The sequence below is a fragment of the Granulicella sp. S190 genome (genome assembly GCF_009766095.1).
In the GTDB taxonomy this organism is placed as follows: Bacteria; Acidobacteriota; Terriglobia; order Terriglobales; family Acidobacteriaceae; genus Edaphobacter.
This window is the reverse complement of record NZ_LMUD01000044.1, coordinates 52,579-69,695: the sequence shown is the minus strand read 5'-3', so window position 1 is coordinate 69,695 and position 17,117 is coordinate 52,579. Positions and strand designations below refer to the sequence as shown.

Sequence of the window (17,117 nt, the reverse complement as noted above, 5' to 3'; positions counted from 1 at the left end):
GCCTTCCTTCCAACCAAAAACTCTATCGTCTTCCTGGGTTGCACCGCAAACGCTTAAGGGGAGACGCAATCCTTCACTCAGCCTCGTCTTCGAGAACGATCGTGTAGTCTTCCTCTCCAAGTTCGCCCTCAAGCTTCCTCAGCCAACCCAGCGATTTGCTAACCGGCCATATGGTCCATGATGCGGGAATCGTTCCTGACTCGAACTCGCAGACAAGAACGATCTTCGATTGGCCGGTAGTTAGCGTAGCCAGCTGAGACGAAGGGATATCCTGACGATAGATCTCGGTGCGATCTTCATTTTTAACCGCGACATACCAGAATTCAGGGTCATCAAAGGCCGTATTGGGGAGCAGAGTGCGGTCGAATGTAATACGAACCATCCAAGGGAAGATCTGGCCTTCCCAGTCCGGGGTGAATTCGGGATTGGGAGGTTCGCCACAACGGACCGTGTATTCCTGAGCCTTTCTCAGCTTCAGCGACAGGCCGGCATAGGCCTCGTACTCTTCCAAGGTTCGAGCGGAACCAAGCCCGAAGCTCTCAACCGGCTGTCCCGCTAGCAGCCTCCGTACCTTGCTTTTACTTCGCGAATCCAGTTCATGCCAGGCGCTGGTAGTCTCACTCTGCTGAGAGTGGTCGCCCCAATGCTTCGGCGCTGCCGGTCTACCGTAGTCATGCCAGACGATAGTCTCCCTGGGGTGGTACAGATCGTATCCGCTGGTGAATGCGCGCAGGGTCATCGCCGCCTCTTCTCCTAGAAAATACAACTCAGGATCGTATCCAATCTCCTCAATAAAAGAGCCTGGAGCGAATAGAAACCCTGCAGAGAGAAAACGTGCTCTCCGCGGCCTCGTCAAGCTCCGCCAATCTGGGATCGCCATCGGCTTCATATGAGGGATTCCGTCCTCAGTGAAGCCTTGAAATGCCATTTGGAGCGGACCTTCGATTAGAATCTCGTCTCCTCCGGGGGTAAACGGAGAGGCATATGTGCTCAGGATAAGCTTAGGGCTCTCGGTCTGAGTCATCTCGTCGATCAGCTTGACGTCCCAACCCCACGCAAAACGGCAGTGCGAGTCCACTTGAAGAAACCAGGCCTCTCCCCGCCAGAGCTTCATAATCTCGGAGCGGGCCCAACAGGCCCCTTTACTGTCGCGCCAGTCTACGGCCAAGATCCGGAAACAATCGTCGCTGCGAAATGGCAGCGTATCCTGATGTGGGTCATGCTGCCAGCAGATGCCGAACCTGAGCCGCTCCGGATGTTGAGCCTTGCCAATGCAATCCTCGAGAGTTGGAACCAACTGAGGATCGCGATAAGCAGCAATCGAAACAAAGATCAGATGATTCACCGCGTTCAAGCTAGATTCCTCGATCCCTCAGGCTAACCGTTCGCACTATCCTATCAATCTGCCTTGCTGTGCAATCTCGTTCCACTCGCCGGATTTGCCGTAACACGTGGAAGCAAGCAGACTAAAGACAGACAATGGCATCTTCCACCAAACGGGTTCTGATCTATCGCCTGGGCAGTCTAGGCGACACGCTCATCGCATTGCCGGCTCTCCATCTTGTGGCCCGTGCCTTTCCAGAGGCTGAGCGGCGCATGCTGACGAACTTTCCCGTGAACGTAAAAGCCCCGCCTGCTGCTGCAATCCTTGAAGGCAGCGAGCTGGTGCATGGTTACTTCCGTTACGGCGTCGGCATGCGAAGTCCACGAGAGCTTATCTCCCTATGGTGGCAGATTCTGCGCTGGCGTCCTCAGGTGCTGGTCTATCTGGGGCCAGCAAGGGGGGTAGACTCAGCTCGTCGCGATGCGAAGTTTTTCCGCCTTTGCGGTATACGTCGGCTGATCGGCGTTCCCATTACCGAAGAGATGCAGCAAAACCTTTGGGAGGATTCGACCGGATCGCTGGAGCCAGAAGGTGCACGGCTAGCTCGGAACGTTGTCGAATTGGGAGACGCGCGGCTGGACGACCCCGCAAGCTGGGATCTTCACCTTACCCCCGCAGAGCATAAGCGTGCCAAAGATGCTCTGGCTGGAGCGGCTGGCCTGCCTCTTATTGCGGTTAGCGTAGGCACCAAAGTGCAATCGAAGGACTGGGGCCGAGATAATTGGCGAGCTCTGCTGAGTAGAGTTGCCGTCCTCTACCCGGACTTTGCTCTGGCGCTCTGCGGAGCGCCGGAAGAGTCCGAAGCGAGCAACTTTGCAGCGGATGGTTGGCGGCAAAACTCTGCAGGACCGGTCCTCAATCTATGCGGACTTCTGACTCCACGTGAGAGTGCCGCCGTGTTTGCCCAGGCCCGACTGTTCGTTGGCCATGACAGTGGTCCCATGCATCTTGCCGCGGCTGTGCAAACCCCTTGCGTCGCGATCTTCGCCGCTCGTAACAAACCTCGCGTCTGGTTCCCTTATGGCAAGCAACACCGCGTCGTCTACCATAAGACCGATTGCTGGGGCTGCGGTCTGGAGACATGCATTCTCGAACGCAAAAGATGTTTGACCTCTATTACGGTCGATGAGGTTGTGAATGAGGTTCGGGCTGTCTTAGGTTAGCTGGTTAGTACGCGCCTCCACTCAAAGATGCGATGATGGTCGCGAGGAGATCTCTTCGTTCATGCTTCCGGAACTTCATTCGATTTTGAACCTGCTTGAGGGTGGGTTCGGTCAACTCAAGGTATTTGTTCTTGGCGACATCATGCTCGACCGTTATATTCACGGCGAGGTCGACCGTATCTCACCGGAGGCTCCGGTTCCGGTTATCCGCCATGCGCAGCGTTACGAGCGTGCCGGAGGGGCCGCCAACGTCGCGATGAATCTCGCCGGCCTGGGTTGTCAGACCTTCCTCGGAGGCTTATGGGGAAGGGACTCTGAGCAGGCAGAACTGGCGGCACTCCTTGACCGTGCCGGTATCGACACGATCGGGGTTGTCTCAAGTTCGCTCCCGACTATCTCCAAGACGCGCATTGTCGGACGCATGCAGCAACTTCTTCGTCTTGATATCGAGAGCCGCGATCCCGTGCCGGCCGCTGAAGCCCAGCGCCTTCAAGAGCTAGCCATCGAACTCGTCTCCAAGGTTCATGCCGTCATTCTTTCTGACTACGCCAAGGGTGCCCTTAGCCGCTCTCTCTGCGAGGCGGTCCTTCGGACTGCACGCGATACCGGCATCCCCGTCTTCGTGGATCCGAAGACCCCGGATTTTAGCAAATACTCTGGTGCCACGACGGTGTGTCCAAACCTCGGAGAGCTTGCAGCAGCAACAGGGATTCCATCGCACCAGACAGAAGATCTTCTGTCTGCCGGACAGGCATTGATCACCGAACACGATCTCAAATTTCTTACTGTCACCATGAGCGAGAAGGGAATTACAGTCCTTCGTGCTGCTTCTGGGGCAGCCCCTGGTGTCTATCATTCTCCTGCTCGCGCTCGCGAGGTCTTCGATGTCTCAGGCGCCGGCGACACGGTCATCGCAACACTTGCCGCTTGTGTGGCCGGCGGTCTTCAGATCGAAACCGCGGTAGAGCTCGCCAACGTCGCAGCAGGAATTGTAGTGAGCAAAGTCGGCACTGTGCCGGTCTCCGCTCACGAGTTGGTAGCGGCCCTCACTCCCAGCTCCGGGCTTAGTGCGGGAGAGAAGATTCTCGATCTTGAACGCATCAAGCTACGAGTAGCTGAGTGGCGTGCCTCGGGCGAGACGATCGTGTTTACCAATGGGTGTTTTGACCTGTTGCATGTCGGCCATATAACGCTTTTAGAAGACTGCCGCAGGTTTGGCTCTAAGCTTGTTCTCGGCCTCAATGCGGATGCTTCGGTGTGTCGTCTCAAGGGTCCAACTCGCCCCATCGTCTCTGAGAGAGAACGCGCCCGCGTTATGGCTGCTCTGGCGGCTGTTGATGCCGTAGTCCTGTTTGAAGAAGACACTCCTCTGGAGCTGATCCGAGCCCTGAAGCCTAACGTTCTCGTCAAAGGCGGCGACTACATTGTTGAGACTGTCATTGGCCACGAAGAGGTTCTTGCTAATGGTGGGCGGGTTGAGATTGTTCCGACTGTCGAAGGTTTTTCGACTACCAACATTGTAAAAAAGCTCACTGCAAACTCTGCGCCGAGCGAGGAGGTTCAGAAGTGATCATCGTTACAGGCGGAGCGGGCTTCATCGGCAGCAACCTTATTCAGCAGCTCAATCGCACAGGAGAGCGCAACATTCTGCTGGTGGATAACTTCGCGCCTGCCCCTCATCTCACGGGGCCTAAGTTTCTCAACCTCGCGGGTGCGGAGTACGCCGATTATATGGACAAGCGTGAGTTTCGGGCGGCTCTGAAGGCAGGTGACTTCGAGAACACCAGAATCCGTGCCATTCTCCATCAAGGCGCCTGCTCAAACACTCTTGAAGACGACGGGCAGTACATGATGGACAACAACTTTACCTATTCCAAGGAGCTGTTGCATTTTGCTCTCGAACGCAAGATTCCCTTGGTCTACGCGTCAACGGCGGCCGTCTACGGAGCCAGTACCAACTTTACAGAGCTCCCAGCGAATGAACGTCCGCTCAACATTTACGGTTACTCGAAGCTGGTCTTCGACAACTACGTCCGACGTCATCTTCATGACATGAAGTGTACCGTCGTGGGTCTGCGCTACTTCAATGTCTACGGACCACGCGAACAGCACAAAGGGCGAATGTCCAGCGTCATCCATCACTTCACCAAGCAGCTCAAGAACAGCGGAGTCATCCGCATGTTTGAAGGTTCGGGTGGCTATTCTGATGGTGAGCAGCGCCGCGACTTTGTCTTCGTCAAAGACCTTGCCCGCATCAACATGTTCTTCGCGGGTCTCCTCCCTGACAGCCCTAAGAGACCGATCCACGCTATAGTCAATGCCGGCACCGGCGAGGCGCGCAGCTTCAAAGCAGTCGCCGAGGCGCTCATGCAGGTTCATGGCCGAGGAAACATCGAATACATTCCTTTTCCTGGGGATTTGAAGAACCGCTACCAGCATTTCACACAGGCTGACATATCTGGTCTGCGCATAGCAGGCTACACCGGTCCGTTCACATCGCTTGAGGACGGAGTTAGACAGACATTCGCCGAAGAACCCGTCCTTTAGACTCTCTGCGTGCATCAGATGTTTCTGGTAGCTTTAGCTGTTTAAATCTGTTCCTCTGCCACAGGAGCCAATGTGACCGATACGCAAAGGCAGCCCACGATTCTTTGCATCAGCACCTATGAAAAAGGCCAACCCTTTCTGAAAGAGGCAGCGCGTCTTGGCGCAAGAGTAATCCTGCTTACTGTCGATGCGCTCGAACATGCTGACTGGCCTCTGGAATCCCTTACGAAGCTGATTACCATGCCGGAGAGGCTTACTCCAGAGCAAGTACTGAATACGGTCACTTATCTGGCGCGCACGGAGGCAATAGACCGCATCGTTGCTCTTGATGAGTTTGATCTCGAGGTTGCTGCGCTGCTGCGCGAGCACATGAGACTGCCCGGAATGGGGGAATCGCTCACTAGAAACTTCCGCGACAAACTGGCGATGCGCGTGAGCGCCAAACAAAAGGGCGTTCCCGTTCCCGAGTTCATAGGTGTCTTCCATTATGAGGATTTGCGCAGCTTTCTTCGGAATGTTCCAGGGCCCTGGCTTCTGAAGCCTCGCACAAATGCCTCGGCCATAGGAATTCGCAAGATCGAATCGCCATGCGATCTCTGGCCAATTCTCGACGAACTAGGCGATTTGCAATCTCACTATCTACTCGAGCGTTTCGTGCCGGGCGATATCTTTCACGTCGAAGGCGTTACCTGGAACAGCAGAACTCTATTCAGCGCTCCGTACAAATACGGCAAACCCCCTATGCAGACGATGCATCAAGGGGGAATCTTCAGTACACGTGCGCTGGACAGGGAATCGAGCGATGCGGTTGCTCTTGGCAAAATCAACAGACAAGTCATCGAGGCGTTGGGCCTGGTCTCGGGTGTCACCCATACCGAGTTCATCAAATCGCAAGCTGACGGGAGCTTCTACTTCCTTGAGACTGCTGCCCGTGTCGGAGGAGCACACATCTCAGATGTCGTCGAGTTTGCCTCGGGCATCAACCCCTGGGTCGAGTGGGCACGAATTGAGGTTGCGACACTGTTGAAGATGGAGTACACGCTGCCAAATCTCAAGGAACAATATGCGGGTAGCGTGATCTGTCTTGCACGACAGGAGCATCCTGATCTTCGCAGCTATGACGCGGCCGAGGTGGTCCAACGCCTCGAGCGGCATCACCATGCGGGCCTGATCCTTCAATCCAGATCCGCTGAGCGGATTGAAGATCTGATTTCTCAGTACACTCTCCGCTTCCTCGAAGATTTTTGCGCTGTCGTTCCTCCACCAGATAAACCGACGGCATGAGAGTTTGCACTTCAATATGAGAGATGCGGCGCGCCCCCCAAAAAAGTCCGTCCCGCCTAGTGTCAGGCGGGACGGACTTTTTGCATTAGCTTTTGGTGTTTAGAAGATAACCTTTAGCGCACCCTGGATCTGCCGGGCGCCGGTTGTGCCATCATTCTGACCAACCTGAGCGGTTGAAATGCCGAAAGTCGAAGAGCCGAGCGATGTTGAGTTAGGAGAGCTTGACGAACCGGGCGATACTAGATTGGGATGATTCAAAACGTTATAACTCTCTGCACGGAATATGAGCTTGACCTGTTCGTGCAGGACCTGCGTCTTTTGGAACACGACGTCCGTGTTGACGAAGCTGGGCCCGTAGAACTTATTGCGGTGTATTGAGACACTCTCGTCAAACGGAGCGTTGGCAAAGGCCGCAGCGGAAGGCCCGGTAATCTTGCCCTGTGCAACGATGGTTCCGCGTCCGGAGGGATAGGGACTTCCAACGAGCTGGGGCCTATTGGTGAGGCCGGTATGCAGGTTGTCAGCGGTCCCCCGGAGATCGAAGGGCAGACCACTCTGGACTTGTTGAATGCCCGAGATCTGGATGCCTTCAAAGACGTGTCCGAGCACACCACTATTCAGGTACGCGCCGCCGATTCCGACGGGCAGATTGTAGCTGGCACCAATGGTGCCACGGTGACGGACGTCGAAGTCAGAGTTCCCATATTCGGGGCCGAGATCGAAGCTGTTGCGCGGGAGACCGGAACCGCCCGCACCAGGGACGAGCGGATCGGAACCATTATCCAGAGAATGCGCATAGGTATAGCTTCCGGTGAGAGTAAGGCCGCCAAGTTGTCCCTGCACCTTAGCTTGTAGTGCGTTGTAGTTGCTGCTGACGATCGAGGTCTGAAAGAGTTCGTGAAGAAAGGCTGTGTTATTGACCGCCGGATTGAATTTAGTCCCATTGGCATCAGCGCCGCCGAGGTAGAGCGCGTTGAACGTCAGGGCCGATGGCAGCACACCAGCGGCGATATCGGCTTGTACGAGATTCTGTTGCGGGGGAGCACCGTCGATTTCGCGCAGGCCATGGGTGCCGTGATTGCCGACGTAGTCCACCTCAAGCGTCATTCGCTGGTTAAGCTGGCGCTGGATGCCGATGTTATAGCTCTGGCTGGTTGGTATTTTGAGGTTAGGATCAATCACCACTGGCTCAAGGTAGGAGCCGCTGGTGATATCTGCGGACGGTATCAGATTACCCGGGCTGGGGATGTTAGACACCGTGGGGCTGGTTGCAGGATGTTTGGAATCGAACGGGAAGTTGGTAAGGTTAGCCTGGAAGGGTGGATTGGACTTTGCGTTTCCGAAGATGTTATCGAAGATGCGGTCATGGAAGATGCCGTAGCCGCCGCGGATTGCAGTCTTACCATCCCCATTGACATCGTACGAGAAGCCCAGGCGGGGCTCGAACAGCTTCCAGCTGTCTGCATAGAGCTGTTTTCCGGTTCCAGGACCTACAGGAGTGAAGCTGAAGAAGCCCGATGCCGGAAGCGCAGCCGAGGCATCGCCATAAAAATTGGAGAAGTTACCGTTCTCCTCATAAGGAACCCCGTTGAAGGCGTAGCGGAGACCCAGAATCGCAGTAAAGCGGGGAGTGACCTTCCAGGTGTCCTGCGCGAAGAGGTCCCACTCATGTTGGCGGAAGCGGGTGAGATCAGTGCCACGTCGAGTGCCGTTGGCCGTGAAGAACTGGTTCTCGGTCGTCTCTGCGACCGAGCCTTGCGCGCCCCAGATAAGGTCCTGAAAAGAGAGGACGCTGGGTGAATTGGGGTTTCCGGCGAAGTTGTAGGCAGATGCGCCGTAGTCGGTAAAGTTCGTAAGTGAGAGTAGATTGCGAGAGGAAAAGTTATCGAAGCTGGTGTCCTTGACGCTGCGGTATTCGCCGCCGAACTTCAGCGAATGGGCACCCTTGGTGACCGAGTAGGTATCCGAAAAGAGCAGTGTCGAGCTTAGGCGAGCCTGCGCGTTACTGTGACCTAAGTCAAAGCAGCCAAAGGCGTTGCCATTAAAGAAATAGGGGACATTGATATCCTGGCCGTTCCCGAAGCTGTCGACGCCGAGCAGCGAGTCAAAAGCTGCGTGATTGCAGAAGAACCCGGCTTGGTTTTGGTTGTAACCGGCGCGGAATACATTGGCGGTGTTGGCGGAGAGAGCAGACGCAATGGACACCACGCCATTGTGGTTTGTCCCGATCACGGCCGTGTTGCCATATCCCGGCAGGCTCTCATCGTGGAAGGGATCATTTTCGTTCGAGTGGCCGTAGATGTAGCGCACCGTAAGCTGGTGCTTATCGGTTAGTTTTTGATCGAAGCGGCCGGTGAGAGTGTAAGAGTTAAGTGCGTCTGGTGACGCAAAGAAGTATGTGGTGCTGACGCCATCGCCGTTATCTGCCTGGCCGACAGGAGCGACCGCGAAGATCTTTGCAATGGTGGAGTCCTGGGGCAGACCGGACAGATTATTGGGGTTGCCGGCCGGATTGGTGAGATCCACCGGTGTCTGGCTACCATCCGTGGGGTCGATATAGGTGAATTTGCCTGACTTGAAGGCTGCGGTAGGGGTGACAGTACTCTCCGTGCGTGTGGTTCTGAAACGCTGAACTTCGCCATTCAGGAAGAAGAAGGTGCGATCCTTCCACAGTGGGCCGCCGACCGAAGCGCCAAAGTCGTTACGGACATAAGGGTCCTGCGGGCCGTTCTCCTTAGTGTTGAAGAAGTCGCGAGCGCCCAGCGCGTTATAGCGGCCAAACTCATAAGCATCCCCGTGGAAGCTATTGGTGCCTCCGCGGGTGATCACGTCGATAATGGCGCCGGTGTTTCGTCCGAACTCCGCGTCGAAGTTGTTGGTAATGACACGAAACTCCTGTGCCGAGTCTGGATTCGCAGAAGATACGCCGGCTAGACCACCCGGAACCGAGGTGTCGTTGTTGTCCGCTCCATCGAGCGTAAAGTTGTTATTCCGGTCGCGCTGGCCGTTGACCGAAACTCCACCGTCGTTATTTGTGGCGCTGACGACACCCGGCGACAGGAGAACCAGTTGGTAAGGATCGCGCAAAATTAGAGGGAGATCGTTGATCTGCTTTGAATCGATGACAGTTGAGAGCTGAAAGCTGTCTGTCTCGACCGAAGCGGAAGAGACATCCCGAACATCGATGACAGCCGTCGCACCCGAGATCGCCAGTGTGAAATTAACTGGAAGGGTTGCGGCCACACTGAGGGTGACATTTCTTTTGATCTGCTCCTGAAAGCCTGCCGCGATCGCAGAAAGGCTATAGACGGAGGGTGGTAGTGCGCCGAAGTTATAAACACCGGCGGAGGTCGAGGTAACCGTACGCGTGAACCCAGTGGAAGCGGAAGTTGCGGTAATTCTCGCATCGGCTACGACAGCGCCTGCGGGGTCGAATATCTGACCGGTAATACTTCCGGTTTGTGCAACTCCGGTACCAACCATGATCGAGAACGCCAGAAGAGTAACGAGCAAAGTCCTAAAACGCATGGGAAAACTCCTTACAACTGCATCTGCCTAAAGGTTAGGGAGGTTGAATTTAGCCACCAAGATATTGAATGCAATAGATCGTCAAAATTCCTTATAAGGCGTTTTAACATGATTGCATTTTCTGGGCCAAACCGTAGTCTGGCGAAGGTTAGGAGATTGACCGATTTGTTAAGTCGCGGTTCGGAATAGGTATGGAATATTGGAGAATGGTCAGCAGTAATGTGAAAAAAAGAGACGTAGTGTGGGAGCATGAATAGCCATTTTAAAAAATCCGACAGGAGGCTTCGCCGGCTGTTAATTGTCGCAACTAGCAAATGACAGTCGAATGACAGCATAATGACAACCATCTCCCAGGTGCGGTGCAATATGGGATGGCCCTCGTTGTTTTGGAAAGAGGTGTTGCTAAAACCCTCGTCTTTATTTTGGTTTGATGGTGAGAACGCTGGGGCTCGAACCCAGGAGCAACGCCTTGAAAGTAGACGTCCTGCTCCCAAGACGACGCACAAGGTTGCGGTCGTCGAAGGATTTGAACAATCTGATCGAGCAGGATCATCGCGGCCTCAAGTCCAGAACCCGCCCGATGCTCGGGTTCAAGAGTTCCTCCTCTGCTGCCATCACCATTGCCGGGGTGGAACTGCTTCGGCGTATCTACAAAAATCAATTCTCCCTCAGCCGCCTACACTTCAAAGACCACGCTGCGCCCATCCTCTGGAATTCAGTGCTCGTCGCTTGATCTCAAACGTCGTCGTCAGATGATCGCCGCACGCCAACATATTTGCACCACAACCCTTCGCACAGCTTGTGAATCGTGGTTTTACCATGTGACCTTCCGCCCACCCCGGCCATCGCTTTGCTAACGCTTAACAACTCATTCCATTGCTGATTTTGTGAAAAAGATGGCAAGAATCTTGGTCTCAGGGGTTAGTCTTTCTTGAAGAAGGAACCTAATGATCCGCGCTGCCTCCAAGCTCTACTCAATGTCTTCTTTCTTCGTGCCAGTATTCGCGTTTTTTGCAATTGCTACCTTTGCGGCTGGGCGCGCATGGGCTACCGATCCTGGTGCTTTGCAAGTGATTGCATCGGGGACCTCCACATCAAACGAATCGTCCGAAGAGACTCCCGATGAAAATTTCAGTCTTATGGTGATGGGCGACTTCAACCGAGACGGCATCGCCGATAAAGCAGTGGCTATCTTGCCGGCCAGAAACCGCTCCGGACCTGCCGTTCTAACCGTGTTACTCGGCCAACCAAGCGGCATCTTCAAGCAGGTCCCTTCCAATCTGGTGCTGAACCACGCCCCCCGATCAATCGTCATTGGAGATTTCAACGGAGACAGGCTTCCCGACCTGATCGTCGGAACCGACGACGGTTCACTGCTGTTGTTCCTTGGCGACGGGACGGGCAGAATGGCTCCTGCCGGCGACATAGCCCACCTCGACTCGGTCGTGTCGGTCGTGGTCGCTGATTTCAACCACGACAATATTCTGGACATAGCTGTCACAGACTGGCGCGCGAGTTTGGTGACAGTGTTTCTTGGTACTGGCAATGGTTTATTCCACCACGCGTGGTCTTCTCCATTGCGTATGCCGGGCACCGTTCCCCACGTCGTCGCCGCCGACTTTAACGGAGATGGCATTCTCGATCTGGCGGTCGTATACGAGGACGATGAAGGTGGCACGTTCGAGGTCATGCTGGGAAGTGGCAACGGTACCTTCACCTTTGCGCCTGAGCTGAGTTTTGTCAGAGACCCTAACTCTCATTGCACCACCTAACTGCGGGTTTGAAAGCAGCCGGGCTATCTCTTGCAATAGGAAAACGTAGGGTTGTTTGTTTTTCTGAACGCATCATCCGTCACTCCCCACAATGCTCATTTACAATTTCCCCTACAAAGTAATTGGGGCCTAAATGAATCGTAGAAGTCTCCTCTTCTCGGCCGGTGCTTTGCTGGCGAGTAAATCGTTCGATGCGGCATTTCCTTCGTCGCTGAAACAGAGAAACGTTCTTCCATCCGGTAACGCGGACTACACGATACGTATCGAGTCGTGTACCGTGGAAATTGGTCCAGGTGTAACGATCAAAACACTTGCGTACAATGGGCAGGTTCCAGGGCCGTTGCTAAGACTGCGCGAAGGCGTTCCGGTCACAATCGATGTGACCAATGCCAGCGAAAGTCCAGACCTGGTTCACTGGCATGGACTCGCCATCGATTCCTTGAACGACGGCGCCATGGAAGAAGGTTCGCCAATGATCGCCGCTGGTAAGACCCAGCGTTATGCCTTCACGCCAAAGCCCTCAGGCACCCGTTGGTACCACACGCACGCGACCGCCTACGACGACCTTTCGAAGGGAACATACACCGGACAATTTGGTTTTTTGTTGATTGATGGAAAGGAACAACCTGCTCGTTACGACCAGGAGATAAACCTTGCCATTCATCACTGGGGCCCGTCCTTCGTCCCCATGGTCGAGACGATGCGGGATCAGTCATCGAACATGCCCCTCACGACAGGCTCCGATGTGGGATATAAGTACGCAACGATCCAGGGACATATGTTGGGCGCAGGTGAGCCTATCCGCGTGAAACGTGGGCAACGCGTGCTGATGCGACTATTGAATGCCAGCGCAACAGAAAATGTGGTTCTGGCATTGCCGGGCCACACATTCAGAATTATCACGATGGATGGCAACCCTGTTCCGAATCCAAAAACAGTTGAAGTACTCTCCTTGGCAGTGGCAGAGCGTGTGGACGCAATCGTAGAGATGAACTCCCCAGGTGTATGGGTGCTTGGTTCGATACTCTCCAAAGAACGTGAGATGGGACTCGGCGTCGTTGTCGAATATGCGGGAAAGGGCGGCGCGCCCGTATGGAGAGACCCTGCACCAATCGACTGGGATTACACTCAATTTGCCAATGAGGCCGCACCATCCGTGAAGCCTGATGAAACGTTCGTTCTCACCTTTCGAGATAACGGCCCGAAACATGGAGCTAAGTTCGATACCTGGACGATCAACAATAAGTCTTGGCCTGATATAGATCCGCTGATAGTGCAACCGGGCAAGAGATATAGGCTGGTCTTCAGAAATGGCAGTGGAGACCAACATCCAATACACCTGCATCGACATACGTTTGAAGTAACCCGCATCGGCAAAAAACCGTTCAGCGGATTGATGAAGGACGTTATCAACATCATGCCGCTCGACACAGTAGAGGTCGACTTTATCGCCAATAATCCGGGAGACACTCTGATGCACTGTCATCAGCAACTGCATATGGATTATGGCTTCATGCAGTTGATCAAGTACTCCAGTTAGCTAAATTCACAGAGCTTCCGCTCTACTTACTTTTTGATGAGAGCCTTACGAATGCACAGAATTAGGGATGCAGTACTCCTACTGGTAGGAGTCGGGTTACTTCTTTTTCAATCTCGTCTGGTGCCCGCATATGCGGCTTCTGGCTATACATCATCAGAATCTCATGCAATTCAGTCATCCAACGAAGCTGCGTCAGGCCAGCAAGGCGCCAGCGCCTATGAGGCCCACTGTGCGATATGCCATGGCGAGCAGCGTGAAGGCATCTTGCCCTCATTTCCGCCTCTCCTCAGCGTTAAACGTCAGATGACCGATCAACAGATCACCCAACTCATCCACACTGGGAAAGGGCGTATGCCTGGATTTCCCAAATTGCCGAACGATGAGTTGACGGCGCTGCTGAGCTATCTTGCCAGTCCACCTTTGGTAGTTCCCACGACATCAGCCGGGACAGATAGTGCTGGAGGGACTGGTTCTTCGAGCATGGTAGACGCTGGAAATGGACTCTTCCATCAGAACTGCGCCTTCTGTCATGGAAGAGACACTATGGGCGGAGAGACCGGCCCTGACCTGACTCGCTCAAAGCTGGTCTTGGCGGATGACAAAGGAGACAAGATTTCTGAAGTCGTGCGTAACGGGCGCCCCGAAAAAAAGATGCCCGCCTTTAACTTCTCTGATCAGGAGTTGCTCAGTCTATCGGCCTTTATCCATGCGCAGGTGAAGAAGGCTACCTCTCAAAAAGGAGGACGTCGAGGTGTTGATGTCGCTGATCTGCAAACCGGAAATGCTGAAGCAGGGAAGCAGTACTTCAACGGCGCAGGTGGCTGTACGAAGTGCCATTCAGCCACAGGTGATCTAAGCGACATCGCGAAACGGTACGAGGGACTCCAACTGGAGCAGCGTATGCTCTACCCTCGCGGAGTTAAGAGCCACGTAACGGTTACTCTTCCTTCCACACAAAAGATGACGGGAACGCTGGCATATCTCGATGAATTTGTCGTTGGCCTTCGTGACAGTAATGGCGTCTATCATTCCTGGTCCGTTGGTAACGTGAAGTATGTGGTTGATTCACCGGTTGACGCACATGTCGATCTCTTCAGCAAGTACACCGATGCCGACATCCATAATTTGATGGCTTATTTGCAAACACTGCGTTGATTGGCTGCGTGAGTTGCCGCCTAGACCCGATGCCATTTCAACGTTTTGGAAGGATCACGAACCATATGAAATTCCTGAAGACTGCAACTGTCGTAGTAGGAAGCGCGTTGGCGCTGGTTAGCTCTTCTAATGGGCTTGTAGCGCAAAATGTAGATTCGGCGGTGTTGCTCAAGCCGCCTGCTGACAGTTGGCCCGGCTATCATGGTGACTATTCTGGGAGACGTCATAGCTCATTGACGCAGCTCACGCCACAAAACGTGAACGAGATGACGCTTGCCTGGGCGTTCCAGACCCAACATACAGCCACTATCAAATCCTCCCCGCTGTTAGTCAATGGCGTGTTGTACTTCACCATCCCGGACAACGTATGGGCAGTCGATGCCCGTTCGGGGCAACAACTCTGGCACTACACCTACCCCCCAAATAAGGGCGATCACATCGGCCAACGAGGCGTAGGCATCTACAAAGACTGGGTATTCTTTACCTCTCCCGACGCGCATCTGGTTTCGCTAAACGCTAAAGATGGTACTGTGCGATGGATCGTGCAAATCGCGGATGTTGAGAAAGGCTACTGGGCGACGATGGCGCCCCTCATCGTAGGCAATCACGTCATCATTGGGGTCGGCGGTGACTTGGATAATCTCGCCACCTTCATCAGGTCCGTTGATCCGGAGACGGGCAAGACCCAATGGCAATGGGATGTCACTCCGCCCGCGGGCACTCCGAATACTGCCACCGGAGGAACTACCTGGATGGCTGGAACATATGATCCTGACTTGAATCTTATTTACTGGGGAACTGGCAATCCTACGCCGGTTCTCAACGGCTCCACCCGTCCTGGAGATAACCTCTACACCGGCTGTATCGTCGCACTGAATCCTGATACGGGTAAATTGGTTTGGGCCTTTCAGCCTTCGCCTCACGATACGCACGACTGGGACGCCGTCGAAACCCCCGTGTTGGTGGACGGAATCTTCCATGGCCAGCAGAGAAAGATGTTGATGCAGTCCTCTCGCAACGGCTACTTCTTTGTACTGGATCGAACCAACGGGAAGAATCTATTGACCGTCCCGTTCGGTCCAGTGAATTGGACGCTTGGCATTGATAAGGATGGACGCCCCATTCCTAATCCAGCAAAAGAGCCAGCACAGGACGGCAGATTGATTGCCCCCGACGAGAGCGGACTGACAAACTTCCGCTCACCTAGCTTCGACGCTCACACTGGCCTATTCATCGTCGATGCCCATCCCAGCTGGAGCATCTACTTCGCAAAACCAGCGGATGGCACCTATGGATGGGCGGGTGCAGATTATGGCCTATGGGGCAAGGGCATTATTGAAGCCATTGACTACCAGACAGGCAAAATTAGATGGACACACGAACTCGGTCAGGGAGGATCTGGTGCCGGCGTTCTGACGACAGATTCCGGGTTGACCTTCACCGGCGACGTGCATGGAAATTTTCTCGCGCTCGATACTACGAATGGCAAGACGCTCTGGCATGCAGGTTCAGGAGCGACCATAGCCAGCTCTCCGATCACATACGAACTGGATGGCAAGCAATATCTTGTGACTAGCGGTGGTGGCGTACTGTTTGCATGGAAGCTTCCCGATGGGCTTCATCAAAAAGGAGCATCGCCCCAACACCGTTAACTAGTGAGGGGCGATGATGTCGAATCAAGCGTTGTGACGCAAGCAGGGCTTGCTGCCATCAAGGAGTTTGTCCGGACGTCACGGGCCGCGCGTGAGGCGCGGTACTGCCCTCAGTCAAGCCGAGCGCCCACTTGATCGCTTCGAAGTACATCTTTCGAATGTCAGGATCTTCCCACGCATCTTCTGTATGTCCGAGGGTCGAATAGAACACGCGACCGTTGCCATACATCTTTGACCAGGCCACCGCGAAATCATGATCGGCACGATGGATCCGCGAATTGTTAGCATAGTCAAGCTTGTTTGGGTCGAGGCTCAGCAACACATGGACCTTGTCCCGAGACCATTCCTTAGGCTGATAGATTTCGTCGTACTTCAGGAATGCTTTGGGGAGATGGCGGACGGCAGGAAAGTCAGGATCTTCGTTAATGATGGGCGCATTGAAGGTGCTCCATGGATGCTGATCGAACCAGCCACCAATCATCTCACCGTACTCCGGCCATGTGTAATTGGTATCGAGCGCGGCATGAATGCCTACAAAGCCTTTTCCATCGACCTTGATACTGGACATCATGTCCTCTTTCTGGCTCTGGTCCAGGTCAAGCTCCCCGGTAGTGCTCGTGAAGACAATGGCGTCGAAGTAACTCAGGTTCTTCGCATTTCTTCCCAGATCTTTCTTCGTGAGCAGTTCGGTATCAGTCCGTAGCGTTGCATCCCAAAGCCCGCTATCATGGCCCATCGAATAGATCGCCGCCATTGCGGCGGAGACGGAGTCGTGTTCAAACCCCTTTGTCTGGCCAACCACCAGAATATGTTTGAGATGAATCTGCTTTACGTGTGGTATTGGCGGAGTCGTGTTTGTTCCTGCGCGCTCCTGAGCGTCACTGGTTCGACCAAAGGTGCCAAAGCTGAAAAGAAACAGGGAAAGAAAGATAAAGCTCCATCTATAGCGCAAGTGATCTCCTTAAAAATTCATATACGACAACCACTTCGCCCAGCGCGCCACTAAAGATGAAATGGCGCTAGGTACACTTCTTTTGAGATTCCTATGCTCATCTCGCTAAGACAGGAAACCCGCAAAATTACTTGCATAGC

At 54.2% G+C, this 17,117-nt stretch carries 12 protein-coding genes; 9 read left to right on the top strand and 3 right to left on the bottom strand.

Annotated elements, in window-relative coordinates:
* Window positions 1–73: 73 nt before the first annotated feature.
* Window positions 74–1,345, bottom strand: coding sequence for a UDP-N-acetylglucosamine-transferase (locus tag GSQ94_RS19425; protein ID WP_254064003.1), 1,272 nt, complete (start codon window positions 1,343–1,345; stop codon window positions 74–76).
* 134 nt (window positions 1,346–1,479) lie between these two features.
* On the opposite strand from GSQ94_RS19425, the gene GSQ94_RS19420 reads away from it, so the two are divergent.
* The 4 genes from GSQ94_RS19420 to GSQ94_RS19405 all read left to right on the top strand — a co-directional run bounded on the left by GSQ94_RS19420 (window position 1,480) and on the right by GSQ94_RS19405 (window position 6,378).
* The gene (locus GSQ94_RS19420) at window positions 1,480–2,547 is read left to right on the top strand and encodes a glycosyltransferase family 9 protein (protein WP_158945509.1); all 1,068 of its coding nucleotides are present in this window, start codon (window positions 1,480–1,482) and stop codon (window positions 2,545–2,547) included.
* 61 nt (window positions 2,548–2,608) lie between these two features.
* Window positions 2,609–4,117: a bifunctional D-glycero-beta-D-manno-heptose-7-phosphate kinase/D-glycero-beta-D-manno-heptose 1-phosphate adenylyltransferase HldE gene (gene hldE / locus GSQ94_RS19415; RefSeq protein WP_158945508.1), complete on the top strand. Its 1,509-nt coding sequence runs from the start codon at window positions 2,609–2,611 to the stop codon at window positions 4,115–4,117.
* Window positions 4,114–5,094 carry an ADP-glyceromanno-heptose 6-epimerase gene (gene rfaD / locus GSQ94_RS19410; RefSeq protein ID WP_158945507.1) on the top strand — a complete coding sequence of 327 codons (981 nt, stop codon included), beginning with the start codon at window positions 4,114–4,116 and terminating at the stop codon, window positions 5,092–5,094. The genes hldE and rfaD overlap by 4 nt, the downstream gene beginning before the upstream one ends.
* Before the next feature lie 72 nt (window positions 5,095–5,166).
* Window positions 5,167–6,378 (top strand): acetyl-CoA carboxylase biotin carboxylase subunit family protein, encoded by a 1,212-nt coding sequence (locus GSQ94_RS19405; protein WP_158945506.1) that lies wholly within the window; start codon window positions 5,167–5,169, stop codon window positions 6,376–6,378.
* A gap of 99 nt (window positions 6,379–6,477) precedes the next feature.
* Here the strand turns inward: GSQ94_RS19405 and GSQ94_RS19400 are convergent, their stop codons facing one another.
* On the bottom strand, window positions 6,478–9,906 hold the full coding sequence (locus GSQ94_RS19400; RefSeq protein ID WP_158945505.1) for a TonB-dependent receptor: 3,429 nt from the start codon (window positions 9,904–9,906) through the stop codon (window positions 6,478–6,480).
* Window positions 9,907–10,336: 430 nt separating this feature from the next.
* Here GSQ94_RS19400 and GSQ94_RS19395 point away from each other — a divergent pair, with 430 nt between their 5' ends.
* From GSQ94_RS19395 to GSQ94_RS19375, 5 genes are all read left to right on the top strand, one after another.
* The gene (locus GSQ94_RS19395) at window positions 10,337–10,639 is read left to right on the top strand and encodes a transposase (RefSeq protein ID WP_256369989.1); all 303 of its coding nucleotides are present in this window, start codon (window positions 10,337–10,339) and stop codon (window positions 10,637–10,639) included.
* 214 nt (window positions 10,640–10,853) lie between these two features.
* Window positions 10,854–11,678 (top strand): VCBS repeat-containing protein, encoded by an 825-nt coding sequence (locus tag GSQ94_RS19390; protein ID WP_158945503.1) that lies wholly within the window; start codon window positions 10,854–10,856, stop codon window positions 11,676–11,678.
* A gap of 277 nt (window positions 11,679–11,955) precedes the next feature.
* Complete coding sequence (locus tag GSQ94_RS19385; protein ID WP_254064002.1) at window positions 11,956–13,218, top strand: multicopper oxidase family protein; 1,263 nt, start codon at window positions 11,956–11,958, stop codon at window positions 13,216–13,218.
* A gap of 51 nt (window positions 13,219–13,269) precedes the next feature.
* Window positions 13,270–14,373, top strand: coding sequence for a c-type cytochrome (locus GSQ94_RS19380; RefSeq protein WP_158945501.1), 1,104 nt, complete (start codon window positions 13,270–13,272; stop codon window positions 14,371–14,373).
* A gap of 65 nt (window positions 14,374–14,438) precedes the next feature.
* A complete protein-coding gene (locus tag GSQ94_RS19375; protein ID WP_158945500.1) occupies window positions 14,439–16,025 on the top strand; it encodes an acido-empty-quinoprotein group A in 1,587 nt (528 codons plus the stop codon).
* Window positions 16,026–16,083: 58 nt separating this feature from the next.
* Here GSQ94_RS19375 and GSQ94_RS19370 read toward each other — a convergent pair whose 3' ends face one another.
* The gene (locus GSQ94_RS19370; protein ID WP_254064001.1) at window positions 16,084–16,977 is read right to left on the bottom strand and encodes a ThuA domain-containing protein; all 894 of its coding nucleotides are present in this window, start codon (window positions 16,975–16,977) and stop codon (window positions 16,084–16,086) included.
* Window positions 16,978–17,117: the final 140 nt, after the last annotated feature.